The sequence below is a fragment of the Streptomyces sp. NPDC102259 genome (assembly GCF_044766465.1).
GTDB lineage: Bacteria > Actinomycetota > Actinomycetes > Streptomycetales > Streptomycetaceae > Streptomyces.
Genome location: NZ_JBIWMA010000011.1, coordinates 260826 through 284018, shown reverse-complemented (window position 1 = coordinate 284018; position 23193 = coordinate 260826). Strand labels below are relative to the sequence as shown.

Here is a 23193-nt window from a genome sequence, read left to right as displayed (position 1 = left end):
CTACGAACTCAGTCGTTGATGCAGGTGTTGCCGAACGCCGGGTTCAGCAGGCCGACCACGTTGATCGTGTTGCCGCAGAGGTTGATCGGGACGTGCACGGGAATCTGGACGACGTTGCCCGAAGCGACGCCCGGCGACTTCACGGCCGCGCCTTCGGCACCCGCGTCGGCGACTGCGGCACCGGCCGAGGCGCCCGCGGCGATGCCCGCGACGGTGAGGGCAACGGCAGCCTTCTTGGCGATGTTCATGGGAAGTGTTCCTCCTGCGTTTGCGTGTCCGACCCGGCCGCGGGTCGTGCGCTGCCCAACGCGGGGGTGATCGGGAACGATGCGGGGCCCGCCGGGAAGACACCTCGTTCGGATCATTGGAACGACAAGATCATTGGACCGACGAACGGACCGGCCTCCCTCGGTGGGCGCCGAGGGAGGCCGGAGGTCACCGCGAGTGCGGGCGGGACCTCAGTGGTTGAGACCCAGGTTGCCGAAGGCCGGGTTCAGCACGCCGATGACGTTCACGCTGTTGCCGACCACGTTGACCGGGACGTGCACCGGGGCCTGGACGAGATTGCCCGAGACGACGCCCGGCGAGCCCTTGGCCTCGCCGAGGGCGGTGGCGCCGTCGGTGGCGGAGGCCATGCCGGCACCCGCGGCCATCAGCCCGCCGGCCACCATCGTCACGGCCGCTGCCTTCTTCAGGTTCTTCACTTCTGACCCCTCCTAGCGATTACCGCGGCAATCGCCGCGGCACGCACTGGAGAACGGCGGCGAGCCGCGAAGGATGCGCCATCCGGGGGACATTCCCACGACGGTATGAATCTCGGATCGGAAGTTAACCTTCCGCGTTGCCGGACCGGAGCGCCCCGCGACGCTCCGGGTGGTGCGCCGGAGCGTGTCTCAGCGGGTCACACCATGGCGTACGGCCCACAGCGCGGCCTGGGTGCGGTCCGCCAGGTCGAGCTTCATCAGGATGTTCGAGACGTGCGTCTTGACGGTCTTCTCGGAGAGGACCAGGGCCCGTGCGATCTCGCGGTTGGAGCGGCCGTCCGCGATCAGCCCGAGCACCTCGCGCTCGCGTTCCGTGAGCGAGCCGCCCCTGCCCTGGCCCGTGGTGCCCTCGTCCTGGGAGAGGAGTGCGCCGGCGACCTCCGGCTGGAGCAGGATGTGCCCGGCGTGCACCGAGCGGATGGCGCCGGCCAGGGCGTCGGGGTCCACGTCCTTGTAGACGTACCCGGCGGCGCCCGCGCGCAGGGCCGGGACCACGGTGCGCTGTTCGGTGAAGCTGGTGACGATCAGCACGCGCGCGGGGTTGGCCAGGTCGCGGAGCCTGCGGAGGGCCTCGACGCCGTCCATGCCGGGCATCTTGACGTCCATCAGGACGACGTCGGGCTTCAACTCCTCGGCGAGGGCGACTCCTTCGGCGCCGTCGGCGGCCTCGCCGACGACCTCGATGTCGTCCTGCACCTCCAGGAAGGTGCGCAGGCCCCGGCGGACGACCTGGTGGTCGTCGACGAGCAGCACCTTGATTGCGTCAGCCACCGGGAGCCTCCATCTCGATCGTGGTGCCCCTGCCGGGCGCCGATTCCACCGTGAGCGTGCCACCGACCCCGCCGGCCCGGTCCCGCATCGACACCAGTCCGAGGTGGCGGCCGGCCCGGCGGACCGTCGTCGGGTCGAAGCCGCCGCCGTCGTCCGTGACGCGCAGGACCGTGCCCGGGCCGCGTTTCCCGAGCGTTACCTCGACGCGCTGTGCCCCGGAGTGACGCAGCGCGTTGTGCAGCGCCTCCTGGGCGACGCGCAGCAGGGCCTCCTCCTGCGCGGCGGGCAGGGCGCGGACGCCCTGACTGGTGAAGGTCACGCGCGCGGTGTGGGCGCGGTCGAGGACCTGGATGTGGGTGCGGAGGGTGGCGACGAGGCCGTCCTCGTCGAGGGCGGCGGGGCGCAACTCCACTACCGCGGCGCGCAGTTCGTCGGCGGCCTCGGCGGCGAGCGCGGCGACCTGTTGCAGTTCGCCCTTCGCGCGCGCGGGGTCGCGGTCGACGAGGGCGGTGGCGGCCTGCGCCGTCAGCCGCAGGGAGAACAGCTTCTGGCTGACCGCGTCGTGCAGTTCGTGGGCCAGCCGGGAGCGTTCCTCGGCGATCGTCAGTTCACGGCTGCGCTCGTACAGGCGGGCGTTGGTGAGGGCTATCGCGGCGTGCTGGGCGAGGATCGAGAGCAGTTCCTCGTCGTCCTCGGTGAAGCCACAGCCGCCTTGGGGCTCGACGCCCGGGGGGTGTGAGGGGTTTTCCCTCGCGGGGCGCAGCTTGTTGGCCAGGAACAGGGCGCCGAGTACCTCGTCGCCGTCCCGGACGGGCAGGCCCAGGAAGTCGGACATCTCGGGGTGGGCGGACGGCCAGCCCTCGAAGCGCGGGTCCTTGCGGACGTCGGCGAGGCGCTGGGGCCGGGCCTCCTGGAGCATCGCCGCCAGGATGCCGTGCTGGCGGGGCAGCGGGCCGATGGCCTTCCACTGCTCCTCGCCGACGCCGTCGACGACGAACTGGGCGAAGCCGCCGTGGTCGTCGGGCACGCCGAGGGCGGCGTACTGCGCGTCCAGCAGCTCGCGGGCGGAGGCGACGATCGTCTTGAGGACGTCGCGGACCTCGAGGTGCCTGCTCATGGCCAGCAGCGCGGAACTCACCGCGGCGAGGCCGGACCGGGGGCCTTGACTCATGCCCTCACGTTACCGGCGGGGTGTGACAGCGCGGATCGGACCTGTGGCGGCCACGGGCTGGGGCGGAGGACCTAGGACCGAGGTCCCCGGTCCTGCGGCCCAGGGCGGGGGGACCGGGTGCGCGGACGTACGACGAAGGGCCCCTGCGGCTTGCGTCCCGCGTCCGAGGCGTGAGCGCGGGGCCGGTTCCTACGTTGGGATCACCGCCGCGAGGAGGCGGTCGGACGAGGGGACGGTTGTCATGCCGGTTGCGATCATCACGGGTGCGTCGAAGGGGCTGGGGCGGGCGCTGGCCGAGGCGCTGGCCGCGCGCGGCTGGGATCTGGTGCTCGACGCCAGAACCGCGGAGGTGCTGAAGGAGACGGCTGCGGCCGTGGCGGCGCACGGGACCCGGGTCGAGGCCCGGGCGGGGGACGTCACGGATGCGGCGCACCGGGCCGAGCTGGTGGCGGCCGCCCGGCGGCTCGGGGGCTGCGATCTGGTGGTGAACAACGCGAGCGCGCTGGGCGCCGAACCGCTGGTCCGGCTGGCCGAGCTGTCCCTGGACGGGCTGCGGCGGGCGCTGGAGGTGAACGTCGTGGCGGCGCTGGGGCTGGTTCAGGAGGCGCTGCCGCTGCTGCTCGGAGCGGGGGCGGGCGCGGTGATCACCGTCAGCTCGGACGCGGCGGCCGAGGCGTACGGGACGTGGGGTGGTTACGGGGCGTCCAAGGCGGCCCTGGACCAGCTCGCGGCGGTGCTCGGCGCGGAGGAGCCGGGACTGCGGGTGTGGGCGGTGGACCCCGGGGACATGGCCACGGACCTGTACACGGCGGCCGTACCGGACGACGACGATCCGCGGCCGGATCCGGCCGGTGTGGCGCCGGCCTTCCTGCGGCTGCTGGACGAGCGCCCGGCGAGCGGGCGGTACGGGGCCCCGGCCCTGCTGGAGGGACGGCGATGACGCTGGCCGTGCAGCGGGTTCCGCGGGAGCTGTCGGCGCGGGTGCCGGCCGAGCAGCGTGGGCCGGGGCGGGAGCGCGACGACGTCCGGCTGCTGGTGTCGCGGGGGACGGAGGTCACGCATCACGCGTTCCGGGAGCTGCCGTGTCTGCTGCGGGCCGGGGACCTGCTCGTGGTGAACACCTCGCCGACGCTGGCGGCGGCCGTGGACGGGCGGGTCGGGCACGCGCGCGTGGTGGTGCACTTCTCCACGCGCGGTGACGACGGACGGTGGGCCGTCGAGCTGCGGGAGCCGGACGGGAAGGGCACCACCCGCGCGCGTGCGGGTGGTGCCGCCGGGACCGAGGTGCGGCTGGCCGGGGGTGTGCGGCTGGCGCTGGAGGAGCCGCTGAGCCCGGGGAGCGGGCGGCTGTGGTGGGCGCGGGTGTCTCCTGCCGGGGCGGTGCCGTCGTCTGCCGGGGCGGTGCTGTCGTCTGCCGGGGTGGTGCCCGGGCTGCTGCGGGAGCACGGGCGGCCCATTCGCTACTCCTATACGGAGCGGGACCAGCCGCTGTCCGTCTACCAGACGGTGTTCGCGCTGCCGTCGGCCGACGGCACGGGCAGTGCGGAGATGCCGAGTGCGGCGCGGCCCTTCACCGCGCGGCTGGTGGCGGAGCTGGTGAGCCGGGGGGTGCAGTTCGCGCCGATCACCCTGCACACCGGGGTCGCCTCCGCGGAGGCGCACGAGCCGCCGTACCCGGAGCGGTTCGCGGTACCCGAGGCGTCGGCGCGGCTGATCAACGCCGTGCGCGGTGGTGGGGGGAGGCAGGCGCGCGGGCGGGTGATCGCGGTGGGGACGACCGCGGTGCGGGCCGTGGAGTCGGCGACCGGGGCGGACGGGCTCGTACGCGCGCGTGCGGGATGGACGGATCTCGTCGTCACCCCCGCGCGCGGGGTACGGGTGGTGGACGGGCTGCTGACCGGGCTGCACGAGCCTGAGGCCTCGCATCTGCTGATGCTGGAGGCGGTGGCGGGGCGGGCCGCGATCAGCCGTGGCTACGAGGAGGCGCTGGGCGGGCGCTACCTGTGGCACGAGTTCGGGGACGTGCACCTCGTCCTTACGGAGGAGAGCGCTGACGCAGAGCATTGCTCGGGCAACCATCTGTGAGAACAGGGTGGGGCCCGTGTGAGCCCGCACATAGGGCGCGGATCACGTACTAGGGGCAATAGGAGATAAAGGGGACGCGGTGAACGGGGCAGATGGTTCCATCTGTCCCGATTTGCCCTTCCCTGATCCACTATCGGGGATCGTACGTCACACCTTTGCCTGCCCTTTTTGCGGCCGCTAACAATGGCTCTCGTCGCTCAGCGCCGTGGGTTCTCCCCCGGCGGCGCCCGTGCCACAAGCACCCGCTGTCCGCCGTCGGACGAAGAGAGCGACCTCCGCGCTATTCGAAGAGGTCCATCCGCATGCCCAAGAACACTCGTAAGATCGCGATCGCCGGTGCCGCCACGCTCGGTGCCGCCGCCCTCGCCTTCTCCGTGGTGCCGGCCGACGCGCAGACGACCACTACGGACGCCGTCTCCTCGGCCCGGGTCGCCTACAGCACGACGCCGGTGCAGGCCGTCAAGGCCAGCGTGACCGACCAGCTGGCCACGACGAGCGTGAAGGTCGACGCCATCGAGGCCAAGAAGAAGGCCGCCGCGGCCGCCGCCGCCAAGAAGAAGGCAGCCGCCGAGGCCGCCGCGAAGGCAGCGGCAGCCAAGAAGAAGGCGGCCGCAGCGGCCGCGGCCAAGAAGGCCGCCGCCGCGCGCAAGGCCGCCAAGGAGGCCGCGAGCCGGTCCGCCAAGCGTGTGGTGGTCAAGAAGGTCGCCACCAAGAGCTACGCGAACAACCTCGACGGCTGGATCAAGCACTCCCTGGACATCATGAAGGCCAAGGGCATCCCGGGCTCCTACAGCGGTCTGCACCGCAACATCATCCGGGAGTCCTCGGGCAACCCGAAGGCGATCAACAACTGGGACATCAACGCCATCAACGGCATCCCGTCCAAGGGGCTGCTCCAGGTGATCCCGCCGACCTTCACCGCGTACCACGTCGCCGGGACGTCCTGGAACATCTACGACCCGGTCGCCAACATCACCGCCGCGGCGAACTACGCGGCCGACAAGTACGGCACGATCGACAACGTCGACAGCGCGTACTGAGCGACCTCCGTACGCCGATGGGCGGCACCCCGGATCCGGGGTGCCGCCCATCGGCGTACTACGGCAGCGACTACTTGCGCATGACCTCGGGCTCGTGGCGGCGCAGGAAGCGGGCCACGAAGAAGCCGCAGATCACACCGATGACGATCAGCGCGGCCATGTCCAGGCCCCAGGCGCCGACGGTGTGCTCCCACAGCGGGTCGGTCTCGCCGCCGTCCTTGGGCGGGCTGATCTTGTTGAAGTCCAGCGTGGCGCCCGCGGCGGCGACCGCCCAGCGCGAGGGCATCAGGTACGAGAACTCGTTGACGCCGACCGCGCCGTTCAGAGTGAAGAGGCAGCCGGTGAACACGACCTGGATGATCGCGAACATGACCAGCAGCGGCATGGTCTTCTCGGCCGTCTTCACCAGCGAGGAGATGACCAGGCCGAACATCATCGAGGTGAAGCCCAGCGCCATGATCGGGATGGAGAGCTCGAACATGGTGGCGCTGCCGAGGACCAGACCCTGCGTCGGGATCTCCCGGCTCGCGAAGCCGATCACGCCGACCATCAGCCCCTGGAGCAGGGTGACCACGCCGAGCACGAACACCTTGGACATCAGGTACGCGGACCGGGACAGGCCGGTCGCGCGTTCCCGCTCGTAGATGACCCGTTCCTTGATGAGCTCGCGGACCGAGTTGGCCGCGCCCGCGAAGCAGGCGCCGACCGCGAGGATCAGCAGGACGGTGGTGGCCGTGCCGTTGGGGATGATCCGGCCGGTCTTCGGGTTGACCGGGTTGGGCAGCAGACTGTTCCCGGAGTCGATGAGCAGGCTCACCGCGCCGAGGACGGCCGGCAGGATCACCGTCAGGGCCAGGAAGCCCTTGTCGGAGGCGATCACCGAGGCATAGCGGCGCACCAGCGTGACGAACTGGGACATCCAGCCCTGCGGCTTCGGCGGCTTCATCGCCTGCATCGGCGGCATCTGTACGGACTGCGGCGCGATGGCGTCGATGTCCGCGGCGTACATCTGGTAGTGCTGCGAGCCCTTCCAGCGGCCCGCCCAGTCGTAGTCGCGGTAGTTCTCGAAGGCGGAGAACACGTCGGCCCAGGTGTCGTAGCCGAAGAAGTTCAGCGCTTCCTCGGGCGGGCCGAAGTAGGCGACGGCACCGCCCGGCGCCATCACGAGCAGCTTGTCGCAGATCGCGAGTTCGGCCACCGAGTGCGTGACGACCAGGACCGTGCGCCCGTCGTCGGCGAGGCCGCGCAGCAGCTGCATGACATCGCGGTCCATGCCCGGGTCGAGGCCGGAGGTCGGCTCGTCCAGGAAGATCAGCGACGGCTTGGTGAGCAGCTCCAGGGCCACCGAGACGCGCTTGCGCTGGCCGCCGGAGAGGGAGGTGATCTTCTTCTCTTTGTGGATGTCCAGCTTGAGCTCGCGCAGCACCTCGTCGATGCGGGCGTCACGCTCGGCGCCCGTGGTGTCGGCGGGGAAGCGGAGTTTGGCCGCGTACTTGAGAGCCCTCTTGACGGTCAGTTCCTTGTGCAGGATGTCGTCCTGCGGGACCAGACCGATGCGCTGACGCAGCTCGGCGAACTGCTTGTACAGGTTCCGGTTGTCGTAGAGGACGTCGCCCTGGTTGGCCGGACGGTAGCCCGTCAGTGCCTTGAGCAGGGTCGACTTGCCGGAACCGGAGGGTCCGATGACCGCGATCAGGGACTTCTCCGGGACCCCGAAGGAGACGTCCTTCAGGATCTGCTTGCCGCCGTCGACCGTGACGGTCAGGTGGCGGGCCGAGAAGGAGACCTCACCGGTGTCGACGAACTCCTCGAGCCGGTCGCCGACGATCCGGAACGTCGAGTGGCCGACGCCGACGATGTCGGTGGGCCCCAGCTGGACCGAGCCGCCCTTGGGGATCGGCTGGCCGTTGACGTAGGTGCCGTTGTGCGAGCCGAGGTCGCGGATCTCCATCCGGCCGTCGGGCGTCGAGTGGAACTCGGCGTGGTTGCGCGAGACCTGGAGGTCCGAGACGACCAGCTCGTTCTCCAGGGCACGGCCGATGCGCATCACGCGGCCGAGGGAGAACTGGTGGAACGTGGTCGGACTGCGGTCTCCGTAGACCGGCGGCGCCCCCGCGCCTCCACCGGGCACCTTCTGCACATACGGCTCGCTCGGCCCCTGCTGCTGCGGGACCTGCGGCGCGCCCTGCTGCGGCTGCTGCCATCCGGCCTGCGGCGCCTGCTGGGGCGGGGCCTGCTGGGCCCAGCCCGGGTTCGCGGCCTGCGCGGCGTACGGCTGCTGGGGCTGCGCGGCGGGCGCCCGCGTCCCCGAGAGGTTCACGCGCGGCCCGTCGGTCGCGTTGCCCAGGTGCAACGCCGAGCCGGGGCCGATCTCCAGCTGATGGATCCGCTGCCCCTGCGCGAAGGTGCCGTTGGTGCTCCCGTGGTCCTCGACGACCCAACTGCGCCCGTTGAAGCTGACCGTGGCGTGACGCCAGGAGACCCTGGCGTCGTCGAGGACGATGTCGCCCTGCGGATCACGTCCGAGGGTGTATGGCCTGGACGGGTCGAGCGTCCAGGTGCGTCCGTTCAATTCCAGTACGAGTTCCGGCACTCCAGCCCCACTGAGTTGTCCCCCGAGTTAGCCCCATCAACGGGGAGTCTAGGGATGTCGAACATCGGGGGGAACTATTTCAGTAGCGGCCCCCTGACCGAAAGTCGGGCCTTGTGAAGAGCGTGCGCGAGCGTATCGGCCGTTCCCGTTGACGGGGTTGAAACCGGCCCGGAGAGTGGTAAAGGCACGCGAGGGGGACGGAAGCGGCGATCTTCGCCGCCGCGCGCCGCGGATCGGGGGGTCTGCATGAGTGCCGGTACGGGTGTCGAAGGCAGTGGGAGCGCGGCGCGTGGCAGGGGCGTGCCGTGGATCGACGTACTGCTGGCCGCGGTCGCGGCGGTGAGCTGGGCGTTGATCGGGATGGCGGGGACGGCCGCGCTGGGGCTGCACCTCCTGGAGGCGGACTCCGCGGGCTCGTTGGGCCCGATGACGGCCGCGGTGGTCGCCCTGGCCGCCGGCGGCTCGGTGACTCCGTCGGGCGATGTGTCCGCTTTCGGGCTCACGGGTGCGGAGGCGAACACGGCCATCGAGATCACGCCATTGGGTGTGAGCCTGGTGGGTGCGCTGCTGCTGTCGTGGTTCTTCCTGCGGTCCCTGCGGACGGCGGGAGTTGTGATCGCCCCGGCCGAACTCCTCGCCCGCGTCGGGGCGGTGGTCGCGCTGTACGTGGCGATGCTCGGCGGACTGGCCTGGGCGGGGCACGACGTCATCACGCTCGACGGGGGCGCGCTGGGGCTGGACGACCTGCCCGGCAACGGCGGTGGGGGCGGCGGCGGTGGCGGTCTGGAGATCCCCGGGCTCGGGGACATCGGCGGACTGCTGCCCGACCGGCTCGGTGACCTCGTCGACGCGAAGGCCGCGGTCGGCTTCACCGTCGACACGGCGCCCACGTTGCTCGGCGGCCTCGGCTGGTCCCTCGGCATCCTGCTGATCGCGCTGCTGGCCTCGCGCCGCACGCCGTTGCCGAGCGGCTGGGAGGCGGTGCACCGGGTGGTGCGGCCCGCGGTGTCCGCCGTCGTGACCGTGCTGCTGGTGGCCGTGGCGGCCGGGTTCGCCGCGGCGGCGTACGCGGCGATCGGCGACGACCATCCCCGGCGGATCGCGGGAGCGGCGCTGCTGGGCGCGCCGAACGGGGTCTGGCTGGGCATCCCGATCGGCCTGTTCGTCCCCTGGGACGGCCGGGCCACGGGCGCGCTGACGAGCGTCCTGCCGGACCCGCTGGACGATTTGCTGGGCGCCGGCACGAAGCAGTCGGTGACGCTGGGCCGCCTCGCCGAGCTGGACGGACGGGTGTGGCTGCTGGGCGTGGCCGCGGCGCTGATGATGCTGCTGGCGGGGGTGCTGGCGGCGGTGCGGACGCCTGTGGGGTCGACGGGGTCTCCGCCGGCCGCGAGGGCCGGGTCCAAGGCCGGGGCCAAGGCCGGGTCGGGAGTGGGAGCGGGGTCCGGGAGCCGGGGCGGGCACGGGGCCGGTGCGGTCGGGTTCGCGGGGCGGTGCGCCGTGCGGCTGGGGGCGGCGACCGCCGTGGCGTTGCCGCTGATCGCCTGGTTGACGAACGTGTCCGTGGACGCCTCGCTGTCCGTGCTGGGGTTCGACGCCTTCGGGGCCGGGATCGCGCTGCACGGGCACCTCGGTGCGGCGTTGCTGCTGGGCGCCTTGTGGGGTGCGGGGGCGGGGGCCGCCGGTGCGCTGCTGGCTCGGGCCACGGGGGCCGCCGGACGGCGGGCGGCGCCACTGGCACGGAGTGACCCTGGTGGCACTGCGGGCCCCGGCGAGGGCCGGGGGCCTTCGGGGCGCCCGGACGACCGGGCCGGACCGTACGCGTCGAGCGCACCGGCGTACCGGCCGCCGAATCCGGCGACCAATCCCTATCTGCGGGTTCCGCAGGAGCTGCGGGAGCCGCGGGACGCGCGGCCGGAGCGGGCTCGGCCCGAACGGCCCAGGGGGGACGGGACCGGTCCGTCGAGGCCGTACGAGAGCTCCCGGCACAACGAGGAGCCTCCCTCGGACGGCGGGCGGCCGCCTGCCGGACCGCCGGGGGCGGACGACGTCTACGGCGCTCCGACGGTGGTCCGGCCCATCGGGCCGCCGCCCCGCGTCCCGCGGCGGCCGCCCGGCCCACGGCCCGGTGAGCGGCCACCCCCCGGATCGGAGGAGGGTCCGCCGCCTCCGCCACCGCCACCGCCTCCCGCTCCTCCCAGGGGGCCCAGGACGCCTCGCGGACCGCGGTGAGGGGCGGGGACCGAAACGCCCGCGGAACGCCCACAGCCGGCCGTTGAGGAGCGCGCCACCTCGTCGACATCCACTGTTCCCCGTCCGTCAGGCGGACCTCGGCGGCGCGCGGCACCGGGTGCCGGATACGGTGGGTACACCATGAGCGCTTTGCAGACTTCGTCCTCCGACGTCCCCACGCTCCTTGTCAAGATCTTCGGCAAGGACAGGCCGGGCATCACGGCCGGCCTCTTCGACACCCTCGCCGCCTTCTCCGTCGACGTGGTCGACATCGAGCAGGTCGTCACCCGCGGGCGGATGGTGCTGTGCGCGCTCGTCACCGAGCCGCCGGCCGGCCTCGAGGGGGAGGTGCGGTCGACGGTCCACAGCTGGGCCGAGTCGATGAAGATGCAGGCCGAGATCATCTCCGGCATCGGCGACAACCGGCCGCGCGGCCTCGGCCGGTCACTGGTCACCGTGCTCGGGCATCCGCTCACCGCGCAGGCCACGGCCGCCGTGGCGGCGAAGATCACGAAGGCCGGCGGGAACATCGACCGCATCTTCCGGCTGGCCAAGTATCCCGTCACCGCCGTCGAGTTCGCCGTCTCGGGCGTGGAGACGGAGCCCCTGCGCACCGCCCTGGTCACGGGCGCGGCGGCGCTGGGGGTGGACGTCGCGGTGGTGGACGCGGGCCTGTACCGGCGGGCCCAGCGGCTCGTCGTCATGGACGTCGACTCCACCCTGATCCAGGACGAGGTGATCGAGCTCTTCGCCGCGCACGCCGGCTGTGAGGGTGAGGTCGCCGAGGTGACAGCGGCCGCGATGCGTGGTGAGCTCGACTTCGAGCAGTCACTGCACGCGCGCGTGGCGCTGCTGGCGGGACTGGACGCCTCGGTGGTGGACAAGGTGCGCGCCGAGGTCCGGCTGACGCCGGGCGCGCGCACGTTGATCCGGACGCTGAAGCGGCTCGGATATCAGGTGGGGGTCGTCTCCGGCGGCTTCACCCAGGTCACCGACGATCTTCAGGAACGGCTCGGCCTGGACTTCGCGCAGGCCAACACGCTGGAGATCGTCGACGGCAGGCTGACGGGCCGGGTCACCGGCGAGATCGTGGACCGTGCGGGCAAGGCGCGGCTGCTGCGCCGGTTCGCCGCCGAGGCGGGCGTGCCGCTCTCGCAGACCGTGGCGATCGGCGACGGCGCCAACGACCTCGACATGCTCAACGCGGCCGGTCTCGGGGTCGCCTTCAACGCCAAGCCGGTGGTGCGCGAGGCCGCGCACACGGCGGTGAACGTGCCGTTCCTGGACACCGTGCTGTACCTGCTCGGCATCACCCGCGAAGAGGTCGAGGCCGCGGAGACGCACGACGAGCAGTAGCCCCGCGCGGCAGGGGCGAAGAGACAGGGGCACCGGCGCGCGGACGCACGGGCGCCCCGCGGGACGAGGGAGGGCCCGGCGCCGTCGCGGCGCCGGGCCCTCCTCGTGCCGGGTGGGTCACTCGGAGGGCGCCCAGTAGTCGAGCAGGGTCGCCACGCCCGGTTCCAGGGACTTCCAGGGGCCGTCGAAGGAGACGATGGCGTAGGCGGCGGCCGGGAACCCGCGGCGGCCCATCCGCTCGCCCGCGTCGCCTTCGCTCCGGCCGGAGAGGATCTCGGCGAGACCCTGGATGCCCGGGTTGTGGCCGATCAGGACGACGTCACGCACGTCGTCGGGCGTTTCGTTGAGCAGGGCGATCAGCTCACCGGGCGAGGCCTCGTAGATCCGCTCCTCGTAGACGGTTTTCGGCCGCTGCGGAAACTCCTGGACGGCGAGCTTCCACGTCTCGCGGGTGCGGGCCGCGGTGGAGCAGACGGCCAGGTCGATGGGGATACCGGTGTCGACCAGCTTGCGTCCGGCGACGGCGGCGTCCTTACGACCCCGGTCAGCGAGCGGACGCTCATGGTCGGTCACCTGTGGCCAGTCGGCCTTCGCATGACGGAGGAGGACGATCCTGCGGGGTTCTGCGACGCTCATGAGTCCCAGCTTCGCATGAAACAGGCCATGGGGCGCAGGGAGTTGACATGCGGCTTCACCAGCGGTCCTGAGCTCCGCCCTAGCGGGTGATCAGCTGTTGCACGCGCTCGACGAGGTGGGTGATCGCCGGGTCGCCGGTGGCCGCGTGGGCGTCGGCGGGGTTCAGTATCAGCGCCAGCAGGGTGATGAAGGCGAGCGTCGGCAGGGCGAGGGCCCACCAGGGCAGCCAGGTGTCGACGCCGCCCGAGGTGGCCGGGTGGGGCCGGGTGTGCGTAGGGGCCGACATGGGTGCCTCCGCTGTCTTCGAGTGGTCCGTGGACCTTGGCAGGTGACCCGCGTCCTGCGGTCACACCTCGAAGTTACGGAATCGGCGGCCCTCAACCCATCCGGCGATCCACCCACTTGACCCTGACCCTCGCCCCCTAGGGGACAGGGGGGTTAGCCCCACCCCCGTCGCTCGGACGGGTTCGCGGCAGGAGCGATCCGGCCGGTCGTCACGGTCGGGGCGTCGCGCCGGTCGTCACGGCCGGGGCGTCAGGGCGAGGCGAGGGTCGCGATGACGGCGATGACGACGAAGATGGCGAAGAACGCGCCGAAGACGATCAGCATCTTCTTCTGGCCGTTCTGGGGGTTCGGGTCGAGCACTGGCATACGGCAAGTCTCGCACCCCGCGTCCCCGGCGGTGCCCCGGGGGTCAGCGGGCGGCTTCCTCCTCCACCGTGCGGTCCCGGCCGGCCAGGACGCCCACGACCGTCTGCGGGACCATCAGGGCCGCCATCAGCGCGAGGGGCAGGCCCCAGCCGCCGCTGTGCTGGTAGAGCACCCCCACCAGGAGCGGGCCGGGTATGGAGATCAGATAGCCGGTGCTCTGCGCGAACGCCGACAGCTGAGCCACACCCGCGCCGCTCCTGGCGCGCATCCCGACCATCGTGAGGGCCAGCGGGAAGGCGCAGTTGGCGATGCCGAGCAGCAGGGCCCAGGCCCAGGCGCCGCCGGCCGGCGCGAGGTACAGGCCGGCGTATCCGACGAGGCCGCAGCCGCCGAGCGCGAGCACGATCGGGCCCTGGTGCGGCAGCCGGGTGGCGAGGCGCGGGATGACGAAGGCCAGCGGCACGCCCATCGCCATCGTCACGGCGAGGAGCAGTCCGGCCGTGCTCGCGGGCACCCCGGCGTCCCGGAAGATCTGCGGCATCCAGCCCATGGTGATGTAGGCGGCGGTGGCCTGGAGGCCGAAGAAGACGGCGAGCGCCCAGGCGGTACGGCTGCGGGTGATGCGCAGCGGGGCGGCCGACGGCTGCGGCACGCGCGCGTGGGCCTGCGGGGCGGACCGCGGGCCCCGCTCCTGGCGCTCCCCCGCCGTACGCGGGCCGCCCGGTGCCGTTCCGCGGTCCCGGGCGAGCGCCAGCCAGGGCAGGACGGCCGCCGCCGCCAGGCCCGCCCACAGCGCGAGTCCGGTCTGCCAACTGCCGCCCAGCGCCTCGGTCATGGGCACGGTGATCGCGGCGGCGGTGGAGGTGCCCAGGGCGAGGGCCATCGAGTACAGGCCGGTCATGGTGCCGACCCGGTCGGGGAAGTGGCGCTTGACGATGACCGGCATCAGGACGTTGCTGACGGCGATGCCCATGAGGGCGAGGGCACTGGCGGCGAGGAACCCCGCCGTGCCGCCCCCGTAGGGGCGCAGGAGCAGTCCAGCCGTGATGGCGACCATCCCCGCGCACACCACCGCGCCCGGCCCGAAGCGGCGGGCGAGGCGGGGCGCCATGACGCCGAAGACGGCGAAGCAGAGCGGGGGCACGGAGGTGAGGAGCCCGGCCACGCTGCCGCTCATGCCGAGCCCGCCGCGCACCTCTTCGAGGAGGGCGCCGAGGCTCGTGATGGCGGGCCGGAGGTTGAGGGCGGCCAGCACGATGCCGGCGACGAGCAGCCGTTTGCTCCAGTCTCCCGCGCGGGTGGCCGTGCGCGGGGGCTCGCTCTCCGCCGAGGCGCGCGGGGGCGGGGATGTCGTCGTCCGGGTCTGCTCGCCAGTCATGGCGACCATCATAGAATCATAGGATGATTGGTTGTCCAGGCCCGGGTTCCCCTCGGCCGCCCCACCCGTGCGAAGGTGTGCCATGCCCCTGAGCCATCCCCGACGCTCGGCGCTCTCCGAGCAGGTCATCGCCGCGCTGCGCACCCAGATCACCTCGGGCGAGTGGCCGGTCGGCGCGCGCATCCCCACCGAACCCGAGCTGGTCGAACAGCTGGGCGTCGCCCGCAACACGGTCCGCGAGGCCGTCCGGGCGCTCGCGCACAACGGGCTGCTGGACATCCGACAGGGGTCGGGCACCTATGTCGTGGCGACCAGCGAGCTGGCGGGCGTGATGCACCGCCGCTTCGCCGACGCCGACCCCGGACACATCGCCGAGCTGCGCGCCGCTCTGGAGTCGAGTGCGGCGAAGCTGGCGGCCGGACGGCGCACGGAGAAGGACCTCAAGAAGCTGGACACGCTCCTCCTGCGGCGCGAGGAGGCCTGGGCCTCGGGCGACACGGAGGCGTTCGTGACGGCGGACGCGACCTTCCACCTGGCGGTGGTGGCGGCCTCCCACAACGACGTCATGACCGCGATGTACGCGGACCTCGGCGAGGTGCTGCGGGACTGGCTGCGCGAGGACGTCGGCGAGGAGCTGACGCCGGAGACGTACATGGACCACACGCGGCTGGTGGACGCGATCCGCGCGGGCGACGCGGAGGCCGCCGCCGTCGAGGCGGCCGGCTACCCCTTGCTGTGCAGGCCCGGGCGGTTCACCGCTTCTGATGGCTGACCCAGGCCGAGCCGACCTCCTTCCAGCAGCGGCCGGTGAGCCGTACGGTCTGGGCGGGCCCCGCGTCGACGGGGGTGCCGTCGGTGTCGAGATCCCACCAGCGCTCGCACTCGATGTGCAGGCGGACGCGGTCGGTGTCGGCATAGGGGTTGTGGCAGTGGGCGACGACGCGGGAACCACGGACCTCGGTGCGGCACTCCGCGCCGAACGGCTCCTCGGGCGCGGCGGTGGCCTGCCGGGCCGCCACGCGTGCGTGCGGCAGCGCGTCGTACGGCAGCGACAGGACGAGACAGACGGCGACGGTCACTGGGGCCAGGCTGCGAGACAGGCGCACAAGGGGACCTCCTCGGCCGTGCTGGGGAGGAAAGCGCGGTAAGGAACCCGCACTTCAGAGTGCCGTGCCGGGGCGCTCGCCCGCCTGGCCGGTGAGCCGAACGGGTGACGCCCCGCTCCCCCACGCGCGGGCGGGGGAACGGGGCGTCGAGGGCGTGTCGGTGATCAGGCTCCGATGGCGTGCAGGCCGCCGTCGACGTGCACGATCTCGCCCGTGGTCTTCGGGAACCAGTCGCTCAGCAGGGCGACGACGCCGCGGCCGGCCGGGCCCGGGTCGTTGAGGTCCCACTCCAGCGGGGAACGGTCGTCCCACACGGAGGCCAGCTCGGAGAAGCCCGGGATGGACTTGGCCGCCATGGAACCGATGGGACCGGCGGAGACCAGGTTGCAGCGGATGTTCTGCTTGCCCAGGTCACGCGCCATATAGCGGCTGGTGGCCTCCAGGGCGGCCTTGGCGGGGCCCATCCAGTCGTACTGCGGCCAGGCGAACGAGGCGTCGAAGGTGAGGCCGACGACCGAGCCGCCGTTCTGCATCAGCGGCAGACAGGCCATGGTGAGCGACTTCAGGGAGAACGCCGAGACGTGCATGGCCGTGGCGACCGACTCGAACGGCGTGTTGAGGAAGTTGCCGCCCATGGCGTCCTGCGGCGCGAAGCCGATGGAGTGCACGACGCCGTCGAGACCGCCGAGCTCCTCGCCGACGATGTCGGCCAGCCGGCCGAGGTGCTCGTCGTTCGTCACGTCGAGCTCGATGACCTTGGTGGGCTTCGGCAGCTTCTTGGCGATGCGCTCGGTCAGCGTGGGCCGCGGGAACGCGGTCAGGATGATCTCGGCCCCCTGCTCCTGGGCCAGCTTGGCGGTGTGGAAGGCGATGGAGGACTCCAGCAGCACGCCGGTGATCAGGACGCGCTTGCCCTCGAGAATTCCGCTCATGGTGATCAGTGACCCATTCCCAGTCCGCCGTCAACGGGGATGACGGCTCCAGTGATGTACGAGGCGTCGTCCGAGGCGAGGAACCGCACCGTCGCGGCGATCTCCTCCGGCTGCGCGTACCGGCCGAGCGGGACCTGCGAGACGATGCCCGCGCGCTGCTCGTCGGTGAGCACCTTGGTCATGTCGGTGTCGACGAAACCGGGCGCGACGACGTTGAAGGTGATGTTGCGCGACCCCAGCTCACGGGCGAGGGAACGCGCGAAGCCGACCAGGGCGGCCTTGGAGGCGGCGTAGTTCGCCTGCCCCGCGGAGCCGAGCAGTCCGACCACCGAGGAGATCAGGACGACGCGGCCCTTCTTGGCCCGCAGCATGGCGCGGTTGGCACGCTTGACCACGCGGAAGGTGCCGGTGAGGTTGGTGTCGATGACCGAGGTGAAGTCCTCCTCGGACATGCGCATCAGGAGCTGGTCCTTGGTGACGCCGGCGTTGGCGATCAGGACCTCCACGGGGCCGTGCTCGGCCTCGATCTCCTTGTAGGCCTGCTCCACCTGCTCGGAGTCGGTGATGTCGCACTTGACCGCGAAGAAGCCGGCCGGTGGCTCGCCCGAGCGGTACGTGATCGCGACCTTGTCGCCGGCATCGGCGAACGCGCGGGCGATGGCGAGGCCGATGCCCCGGTTTCCTCCGGTGACGAGAACCGAGCGGCTCAACGGATCACCCTTTCGATAGGGGTCTGACGCACCCGCCCGAACACTGGAAGGCAGGTGACTTCCCTCGAAACCTATCGGTCTGCGTCTTCCTACGGACATTCGGGCACCGACAGTGGCTCACCGGACTGGCTGTGGGGTCTCTACAGAAAGTTTGCGGAAGCGGGGCGGAAACGTGTGGTCCGGGGCTGCCGGGCGCGACATGATCGAGGCCTTCACACGTGACGACCCAGGGAGAGACGTAGGTGCCCCACAGCATCGATGAGAGTTTCACGGCCCTACCCCTACGCGCCCTCGCCGACGCCGCTCTCGCACGCGCGCGTGCGCTGGGGGCGGAGCACGCGGACTTCCGCTTCGAGCGGGTGCGCAGCGCGTCCTGGCGGCTGCGGGACGCCAAGCCCTCCGGGTCGTCCGACACGACCGACCTCGGGTACGCGGTGCGTGTGGTGCACGGCGGGACGTGGGGGTTCGCGTCCGGCGTGGATCTGACGATGGACGCCGCGGCCAAGGTCGCCTCGCAGGCCGTCGCGATGGCCAAGCTGTCCGCGCAGGTGATCAGGGCCGCCGGTTCGGACGAGCGGGTGGAACTGGCCGACGAGCCGGTGCACGCCGACCGGACGTGGATCTCGTCCTACGAGATCGACCCGTTCACCGTCGCGGACGAGGAGAAGGCGGCGCTGCTCGCGGACTGGAGCGCGCGGCTGCTGGCGGCGAACGGCGTCAACCACGTGGACGCCTCGCTGCTCACCGTCCACGAGAACAAGTTCTACGCCGACACGGCCGGGACCGTGACCACCCAGCAGCGGGTGCGGCTGCACCCGGCGCTGACCGCGGTGTCGGTCGACGAGTCGAGCGGCGAGTTCGACTCGATGCGCACGATCGCGCCGCCCGCCGGCCGCGGCTGGGAGTACCTCACGGGCACCGGGTGGGACTGGGACGAGGAGCTCGAGCGGATCCCGGAGCTGCTCGCCGAGAAGATGCGGGCGCCGAGCGTCGAGCCGGGGTTGTACGACCTGGTCGTCGACCCGTCCAACCTGTGGCTGACCATCCACGAGTCCATCGGCCACGCCACCGAGCTGGACCGGGCCCTCGGCTACGAGGCCGCCTACGCGGGCACCTCCTTCGCCACCTTCGACCAGCTCGGCAAGCTGCGCTACGGCTCGGACCTGATGAACGTCACGGGCGACCGCACCGCCGAGCACGGCCTGGCGACCGTCGGCTACGACGACGAGGGCGTCGAGGGCCAGTCCTGGGACCTCGTGAAGGACGGCACGCTCGTCGGCTACCAGCTGGACCGCCGGATCGCGAAGCTGACCGGGTTCGAGCGGTCCAACGGGTGCGCCTTCGCCGACTCCCCCGACCATGTTCCGGTGCAGCGCATGGCCAACGTGTCGTTGCGGCCGGATCCGGCCGGGATGTCGACCGAGGGTCTCATCGGCAGCGTCGACCGGGGCATCTACGTCGTCGGCGACCGGTCCTGGTCGATCGACATGCAGCGCTACAACTTCCAGTTCACCGGGCAGCGGTTCTTCCGGATCGAGAACGGGCGGATCACCGGCCAGCTGCGGGACGTGGCCTACCAGGCGACGACCACCGACTTCTGGGGCTCGATGGCGGCGGTCGGCGGCCCGCAGACGTACGTCCTCGGCGGTGCCTTCAACTGCGGCAAGGCCCAGCCGGGCCAGGTCGCGGCGGTGTCGCACGGCTGCCCGTCGGCCCTCTTCAAGGGCGTCAACATCCTCAACACCACGCAGGAGGCCGGTCGATGAGCGCGGGCACCAAGAAGGCGCGGCAGCCGCACGAGATCGTCGAGCGTGCCCTCGAGCTGTCGCGGGCCGACGGCTGTGTCGTGATCGCCGACGAACAGTCGTCGGCGAACCTGCGCTGGGCCGGCAACGCGCTCACGACCAACGGCGTCACGCGCGGGCGCACGCTCACCGTGATCGCCACGGTCGACGGCAGGGAGGGCACCGCCTCCGGTGTCGTCTCGCGGGCCGCCGTCACCGCGGACGAGCTGGAGTCCCTCGTACGGGCCGCCGAGGCCGCCGCGCGCGGCGCCGGCCCCGCCGAGGACGCGCAGCCGCTGGTCAGCGGCGTGGCCCCGTCCCCCGAGTTCACCGAGGCGCCCGCGGAGACCTCGTCGGCGGTGTTCGCCGACTTCGCGCCCGCCCTGGGCGAGGCGTTCGCACGCGCGCGGGCGGGCGGTCGTGAGCTGTACGGGTTCGCCAACCACGAGCTCGTCTCGACGTACCTGGGCACGTCGACCGGACTGCGACTGCGGCACGACCAGCCGAACGGGACGCTGGAGCTCAACGCCAAGTCCCCGGACCGGACCCGCTCGGCATGGGCCGGCCGCTCGACCCGGGACTTCAAGGACGTCGACCCCGCGGCGCTCGACGCCGAGCTGGCCGTCCGGCTGGGCTGGGCGGAGCGGCGGATCGAGCTGCCCGCCGGGCGGTACGAGACGCTGCTGCCGCCGACCGCGGTGGCCGACCTGATGATCTACCAGCTGTGGTCGGCGTCCGGCCGGGACGCGACCGAGGGCCGGACGGTGTTCTCGAAGCCCGGCGGCGGCACCCGGCTCGGGGAGAAGCTGTCCGACCTGCCGCTGACCCTGCGCAGCGACCCGAACGAGCCGGGCCTGGAGGCGCCGCCGTTCGTCATCGCGCACTCCTCCGGGGGCGACTCGTCGGTCTTCGACAACGGCCTGCCCGTGCGGCCCACCGAGTGGGTCGGCGCGGGCGAGCTGAAGCATCTGACGACCACCCGGCACAGCGCCTCCCTGACCGGCCTGCCGGTGGCTCCCGGGGCCGACAACCTGATCCTGGACGGCGGCGAGGACCGCTCCCTGGAGGAGATGGTCGCGAGCACCGGCCGCGGGCTGCTGCTGACCTGCCTGTGGTACATCCGCGAGGTCGACCCGGCGACGCTGCTCCTCACCGGTCTGACCCGGGACGGCGTCTACCTGGTGGAGAACGGCGAGGTCGTCGGCGAGGTGAACAACTTCCGCTTCAACGAGTCGCCGGTCGGCCTGCTGGGGCGGGCGACGGAGGCGGGGCGCACGGAAAAGACGCTGCCCCGGGAGTGGAGCGACTGGTTCACTAGGGCTGCGATGCCCGCGCTGAGGGTGCCGGACTTCAATATGAGCTCTGTCAGTCAGGGCGTATAACCTCGTAGCCGGTGGTCGCTCGACCGCCCGGACACAGCCTGAAGATCATCAAGGAGATACGAGAACCGTGACGGACATCGTCGACGAACTGCAGTGGCGCGGGCTGATCGCCCTCTCCACTGACGAGGACGCATTGCGCAAGGCGTTCGCGGACGGTCCCGTCACGTTCTATTGCGGCTTCGACCCGACCGCGCCCAGCCTGCACCTCGGCAACCTCGTGCAGATCCTGACGATGCGCAGGATCCAGCAGGCGGGCAACCGTCCGCTGGGTCTGGTCGGGGGCGCCACCGGGCTGATCGGCGACCCGAAGCCCACCGCGGAGCGGACGCTGAACGCGCCCGAGGTCGTCGCCCAGTGGGTCGAGCGGCTGCGCGCGCAGATCGCGCCGCTGCTCGACTTCGAGGGCCCGAACGCGGCGGTCATGGTCAACAACCTGGACTGGACGCAGGGCCTGTCGGCCATCGAGTTCCTGCGGGACGTCGGCAAGCACTTCCGCGTCAACAAGATGATCGCCAAGGAGGCCGTCTCCCGGCGGCTCAACTCCGACGCGGGCATCGGCTACACCGAGTTCAGCTACCAGATCCTCCAGGGCATGGACTTCCTGGAGCTGTTCCGGCGGCACGGCTGCACGCTCCAGACCGGCGGCAGCGACCAGTGGGGCAACCTCACTTCGGGCACCGACCTGATCCACCGGGTGGAGTCCGACGCCGTCGTGCACGCGCTGGCCACCCCGCTGATCACCAAGGCCGACGGCACCAAGTTCGGCAAGACGGAGTCCGGCACGATCTGGCTCGACCCCGAGATGACCACGCCGTACGCCTTCTACCAGTTCTGGCTGAACGCGGACGACCGGGACGTGTCGAAGTTCCTGCGCATCTTCAGCTTCAGGTCCCACGCCGAGATCGAGGAGCTGGAGCGGCAGACCGAGGAGCGTCCGCAGGCCCGGGCCGCTCAGCGCGCGCTTGCCGAGGAGCTGACGACGCTGGTGCACGGCGCCGACCAGACGGCCGCCGTGGTCGCCGCGTCCAAGGCCCTCTTCGGCCAGGGCGAGCTCGGCGACCTCGACGACCGGACGCTGGCCGCGGCCCTCTCCGAGGTGCCGCACATCCAGGTCACCGAGCTCGGACCGGTCGTGGACCTGTTCGCCGAGGTCGGTCTGGTGGCCAGCAAGTCCGCCGCGCGGCGGACCGTGAAGGAGGGCGGGGCCTACGTGAACAACGTCAAGGTCACCGCGGAGGACGCCGTTCCGACGCGGGAGGAGCTCATCCACGGGCGGTGGCTGGTGCTGCGGCGCGGGAAGAAGAACCTGGCCGCCGTCGAGGTCGTCGACGTCTGAGTGCCGCGCTGTCCGAGTGCCGCGCTGTCCGAGTGCCGCGCTGTCCGAGTGCCGCGCTGTCCGAGTGCCGCGCTTCCGCTCTGCGGGTTGCGCGGACGGGATGCGCCGTAGGGGTGCGGGTTTCTGCCGGCCGCGGCTTTCGTCGTGGCTTGTCGGGCAGTTCCCCGCGCCCTGGCGCGTCGGTCACGTCCTCTGCTTGCGCTTGCCCAGCGTCGCCATGTAGAGCATGTCGCCCAGGGCCACGATGATGATCGCGGCGATCAGCTGGAACAGGTGGCGGCTCCAGTCGATGCCGGACGTCTCCTCGACCCCTGCCGCGCGGGCGATCGCGTTGCCCACGATCGCGCCCAGCATGCCGAAAATGGTGGTCAGCCAGAGCGGACTGTGCTGCTTCCCCGGGAGGATCGCCTTCGCGATCAGGCCCAGCACGAATCCCACGATGATGGCCCACAACCAGCCCATGGCTGCCTCCTTGTACGGCTCTACGTGAGCATTGCCCCCAAGTCTCGGTCCGCCCGCCGTACGGCGCATGTCGGGTGCGGCCATACGCGGGAGGGCGCAGAACGTTCGCCCGGGCGGTGGGCGACCCGGTCTCGAAGGCGGCGCAGTCGCGGCGTAACGTGGACGGTGTCCGGGCCCGGCTCCCCGATCGGGTGCGGGCCAAAGAGGGGCCGGGCGCAAGGCCGATGCGGGCGGACGGTGGAATGTGATGCGGAAGCAGGGTGGCGGCGGCAACCTCCAGGTGTTCCGGATCACCGGTGCGCGCCAGGGACTCCAGGACGACGTGCGAGGCCGGCAACGGCGCTACATCATCTCGATGTCGATCCGTACGCTGTCGGTGATCCTCGCGGCGACGCTGTGGAACGTGGAACGGCACGTGGCTGTCGTCGCATTGGTCCTGGGAGTGGTACTCCCCTACATCTCGGTGGTGATCGCCAACGCGGGCCGGGAGAACGTGCCTTCGCTTCCCTCCACCTTCCTGACCGTGCCGGTGCGAACCATGATCGCGCCGCCGCGCGCCGAGGGTGAATCCGTGGGCTCCGTCCCGGAAGAGGAGGGCTTCGCGGAATCTCTCCGGAAGGAGCCGGCGCCCGATCCGGCCGAGCCTCAGCCGTGAACAGACCATGAACAGGCTGTGCGGCAAGCTCAGGAAAAGCTCAGATCAATCATGTTGTTCCAGTGCCGAGGGCGCCATGGGCCGTGACATACTTCGTACGCGCTCCGCATCCCCCGTCGGAGCGACGGACCGACGCCGGGCAGCTCCCC

Annotated in this window: 23 protein-coding genes; 10 read left to right on the top strand and 13 right to left on the bottom strand. The window is 71.7% G+C overall.

Going from position 1 to position 23193, the window contains the following annotated elements; all coding sequences use genetic code 11:
* Positions 1–8: 8 nt before the first annotated feature.
* From ACIRPU_RS25575 to ACIRPU_RS25560, 4 genes are all read right to left on the bottom strand, one after another.
* The gene (locus tag ACIRPU_RS25575; RefSeq protein WP_403871269.1) at positions 9–248 is read right to left on the bottom strand and encodes a chaplin; all 240 of its coding nucleotides are present in this window, start codon (positions 246–248) and stop codon (positions 9–11) included.
* A 210-nt stretch (positions 249–458) separates the two neighbouring features.
* Positions 459–704: a chaplin ChpE gene (gene chpE, locus ACIRPU_RS25570; RefSeq protein ID WP_057599241.1), complete on the bottom strand. Its 246-nt coding sequence runs from the start codon at positions 702–704 to the stop codon at positions 459–461.
* 189 nt (positions 705–893) lie between these two features.
* Positions 894–1535, bottom strand: coding sequence for a response regulator (locus tag ACIRPU_RS25565; protein ID WP_403871265.1), 642 nt, complete (start codon positions 1533–1535; stop codon positions 894–896).
* Entirely contained in the window at positions 1528–2706 is a 1179-nt protein-coding gene (locus ACIRPU_RS25560) for a GAF domain-containing sensor histidine kinase (protein ID WP_403871262.1), read from the bottom strand. The genes ACIRPU_RS25565 and ACIRPU_RS25560 overlap by 8 nt, the downstream gene beginning before the upstream one ends.
* A 241-nt stretch (positions 2707–2947) precedes the next feature.
* Between ACIRPU_RS25560 and ACIRPU_RS25555 the strand changes: the two genes are divergently transcribed.
* The 3 genes from ACIRPU_RS25555 to ACIRPU_RS25545 all read left to right on the top strand — a co-directional run bounded on the left by ACIRPU_RS25555 (position 2948) and on the right by ACIRPU_RS25545 (position 5831).
* Entirely contained in the window at positions 2948–3646 is a 699-nt protein-coding gene (locus tag ACIRPU_RS25555; protein ID WP_403871259.1) for an SDR family NAD(P)-dependent oxidoreductase, read from the top strand.
* Positions 3643–4791, top strand: coding sequence for an S-adenosylmethionine:tRNA ribosyltransferase-isomerase (locus tag ACIRPU_RS25550; protein WP_403871255.1), 1149 nt, complete (start codon positions 3643–3645; stop codon positions 4789–4791). Before ACIRPU_RS25555 ends, ACIRPU_RS25550 begins: the two co-directional genes overlap by 4 nt.
* Before the next feature lie 302 nt (positions 4792–5093).
* Entirely contained in the window at positions 5094–5831 is a 738-nt protein-coding gene (locus ACIRPU_RS25545; protein ID WP_403871252.1) for a transglycosylase SLT domain-containing protein, read from the top strand.
* A 70-nt stretch (positions 5832–5901) separates the two neighbouring features.
* Here ACIRPU_RS25545 and ACIRPU_RS25540 read toward each other — a convergent pair whose 3' ends face one another.
* Positions 5902–8424 carry an FHA domain-containing protein gene (locus ACIRPU_RS25540; protein WP_403871249.1) on the bottom strand — a complete coding sequence of 841 codons (2523 nt, stop codon included), beginning with the start codon at positions 8422–8424 and terminating at the stop codon, positions 5902–5904.
* A 246-nt stretch (positions 8425–8670) separates the two neighbouring features.
* Here ACIRPU_RS25540 and ACIRPU_RS25535 point away from each other — a divergent pair, with 246 nt between their 5' ends.
* Both ACIRPU_RS25535 and serB read left to right on the top strand, forming a co-directional pair.
* Complete coding sequence (locus ACIRPU_RS25535; protein ID WP_403871246.1) at positions 8671–10656, top strand: streptophobe family protein; 1986 nt, start codon at positions 8671–8673, stop codon at positions 10654–10656.
* 141 nt (positions 10657–10797) lie between these two features.
* The gene (gene serB / locus ACIRPU_RS25530; RefSeq protein ID WP_403871243.1) at positions 10798–12012 is read left to right on the top strand and encodes a phosphoserine phosphatase SerB; all 1215 of its coding nucleotides are present in this window, start codon (positions 10798–10800) and stop codon (positions 12010–12012) included.
* A gap of 117 nt (positions 12013–12129) precedes the next feature.
* On the opposite strand, the gene ACIRPU_RS25525 is transcribed toward serB, so the two are convergent.
* The 4 genes from ACIRPU_RS25525 to ACIRPU_RS25510 form a co-directional block, all read right to left on the bottom strand.
* On the bottom strand, positions 12130–12648 hold the full coding sequence (locus ACIRPU_RS25525) for a SixA phosphatase family protein (protein WP_403871241.1): 519 nt from the start codon (positions 12646–12648) through the stop codon (positions 12130–12132).
* Between the two features lie 79 nt (positions 12649–12727).
* Positions 12728–12934, bottom strand: coding sequence for a hypothetical protein (locus ACIRPU_RS25520; protein WP_355703951.1), 207 nt, complete (start codon positions 12932–12934; stop codon positions 12728–12730).
* A gap of 248 nt (positions 12935–13182) precedes the next feature.
* Complete coding sequence (locus ACIRPU_RS25515; protein ID WP_385565664.1) at positions 13183–13299, bottom strand: SGM_5486 family transporter-associated protein; 117 nt, start codon at positions 13297–13299, stop codon at positions 13183–13185.
* Positions 13300–13342: 43 nt separating this feature from the next.
* A complete protein-coding gene (locus tag ACIRPU_RS25510) occupies positions 13343–14689 on the bottom strand; it encodes a CynX/NimT family MFS transporter (protein ID WP_403871237.1) in 1347 nt (448 codons plus the stop codon).
* 70 nt (positions 14690–14759) lie between these two features.
* Here ACIRPU_RS25510 and ACIRPU_RS25505 point away from each other — a divergent pair, with 70 nt between their 5' ends.
* Positions 14760–15449, top strand: a complete 690-nt coding sequence (locus ACIRPU_RS25505; protein ID WP_403871234.1) for a FadR/GntR family transcriptional regulator — start codon at positions 14760–14762, stop codon at positions 15447–15449.
* Here ACIRPU_RS25505 and ACIRPU_RS25500 read toward each other — a convergent pair.
* The 3 genes from ACIRPU_RS25500 to fabG all read right to left on the bottom strand — a co-directional run bounded on the left by ACIRPU_RS25500 (position 15430) and on the right by fabG (position 17425).
* Positions 15430–15783: a hypothetical protein gene (locus tag ACIRPU_RS25500; protein WP_384116467.1), complete on the bottom strand. Its 354-nt coding sequence runs from the start codon at positions 15781–15783 to the stop codon at positions 15430–15432. The two genes, ACIRPU_RS25505 and ACIRPU_RS25500, sit on opposite strands and share 20 nt — an antisense overlap.
* Positions 15784–15947: 164 nt before the next feature.
* Complete coding sequence (gene fabI, locus ACIRPU_RS25495) at positions 15948–16715, bottom strand: enoyl-ACP reductase FabI (RefSeq protein WP_020130401.1); 768 nt, start codon at positions 16713–16715, stop codon at positions 15948–15950.
* Between the two features lie 5 nt (positions 16716–16720).
* Positions 16721–17425, bottom strand: coding sequence for a 3-oxoacyl-[acyl-carrier-protein] reductase (gene fabG, locus ACIRPU_RS25490; RefSeq protein ID WP_020130402.1), 705 nt, complete (start codon positions 17423–17425; stop codon positions 16721–16723).
* Positions 17426–17667: 242 nt separating this feature from the next.
* Here fabG and ACIRPU_RS25485 point away from each other — a divergent pair, with 242 nt between their 5' ends.
* From ACIRPU_RS25485 to tyrS, 3 genes are all read left to right on the top strand, one after another.
* The gene (locus ACIRPU_RS25485) at positions 17668–19191 is read left to right on the top strand and encodes a TldD/PmbA family protein (protein ID WP_355703945.1); all 1524 of its coding nucleotides are present in this window, start codon (positions 17668–17670) and stop codon (positions 19189–19191) included.
* Positions 19188–20591, top strand: a complete 1404-nt coding sequence (locus ACIRPU_RS25480) for a metallopeptidase TldD-related protein (RefSeq protein WP_403871229.1) — start codon at positions 19188–19190, stop codon at positions 20589–20591. Before ACIRPU_RS25485 ends, ACIRPU_RS25480 begins: the two co-directional genes overlap by 4 nt.
* Positions 20592–20658: 67 nt before the next feature.
* Positions 20659–21927 (top strand): tyrosine--tRNA ligase, encoded by a 1269-nt coding sequence (tyrS, locus tag ACIRPU_RS25475; protein ID WP_403871226.1) that lies wholly within the window; start codon positions 20659–20661, stop codon positions 21925–21927.
* 183 nt (positions 21928–22110) lie between these two features.
* Here tyrS and ACIRPU_RS25470 read toward each other — a convergent pair whose 3' ends face one another.
* On the bottom strand, positions 22111–22389 hold the full coding sequence (locus ACIRPU_RS25470; protein ID WP_062649882.1) for a GlsB/YeaQ/YmgE family stress response membrane protein: 279 nt from the start codon (positions 22387–22389) through the stop codon (positions 22111–22113).
* Between the two features lie 247 nt (positions 22390–22636).
* On the opposite strand from ACIRPU_RS25470, the gene ACIRPU_RS25465 reads away from it, so the two are divergent.
* Positions 22637–23044 carry a DUF3099 domain-containing protein gene (locus tag ACIRPU_RS25465; RefSeq protein WP_403871223.1) on the top strand — a complete coding sequence of 136 codons (408 nt, stop codon included), beginning with the start codon at positions 22637–22639 and terminating at the stop codon, positions 23042–23044.
* The last annotated feature ends 149 nt before the right edge of the window (positions 23045–23193 follow it).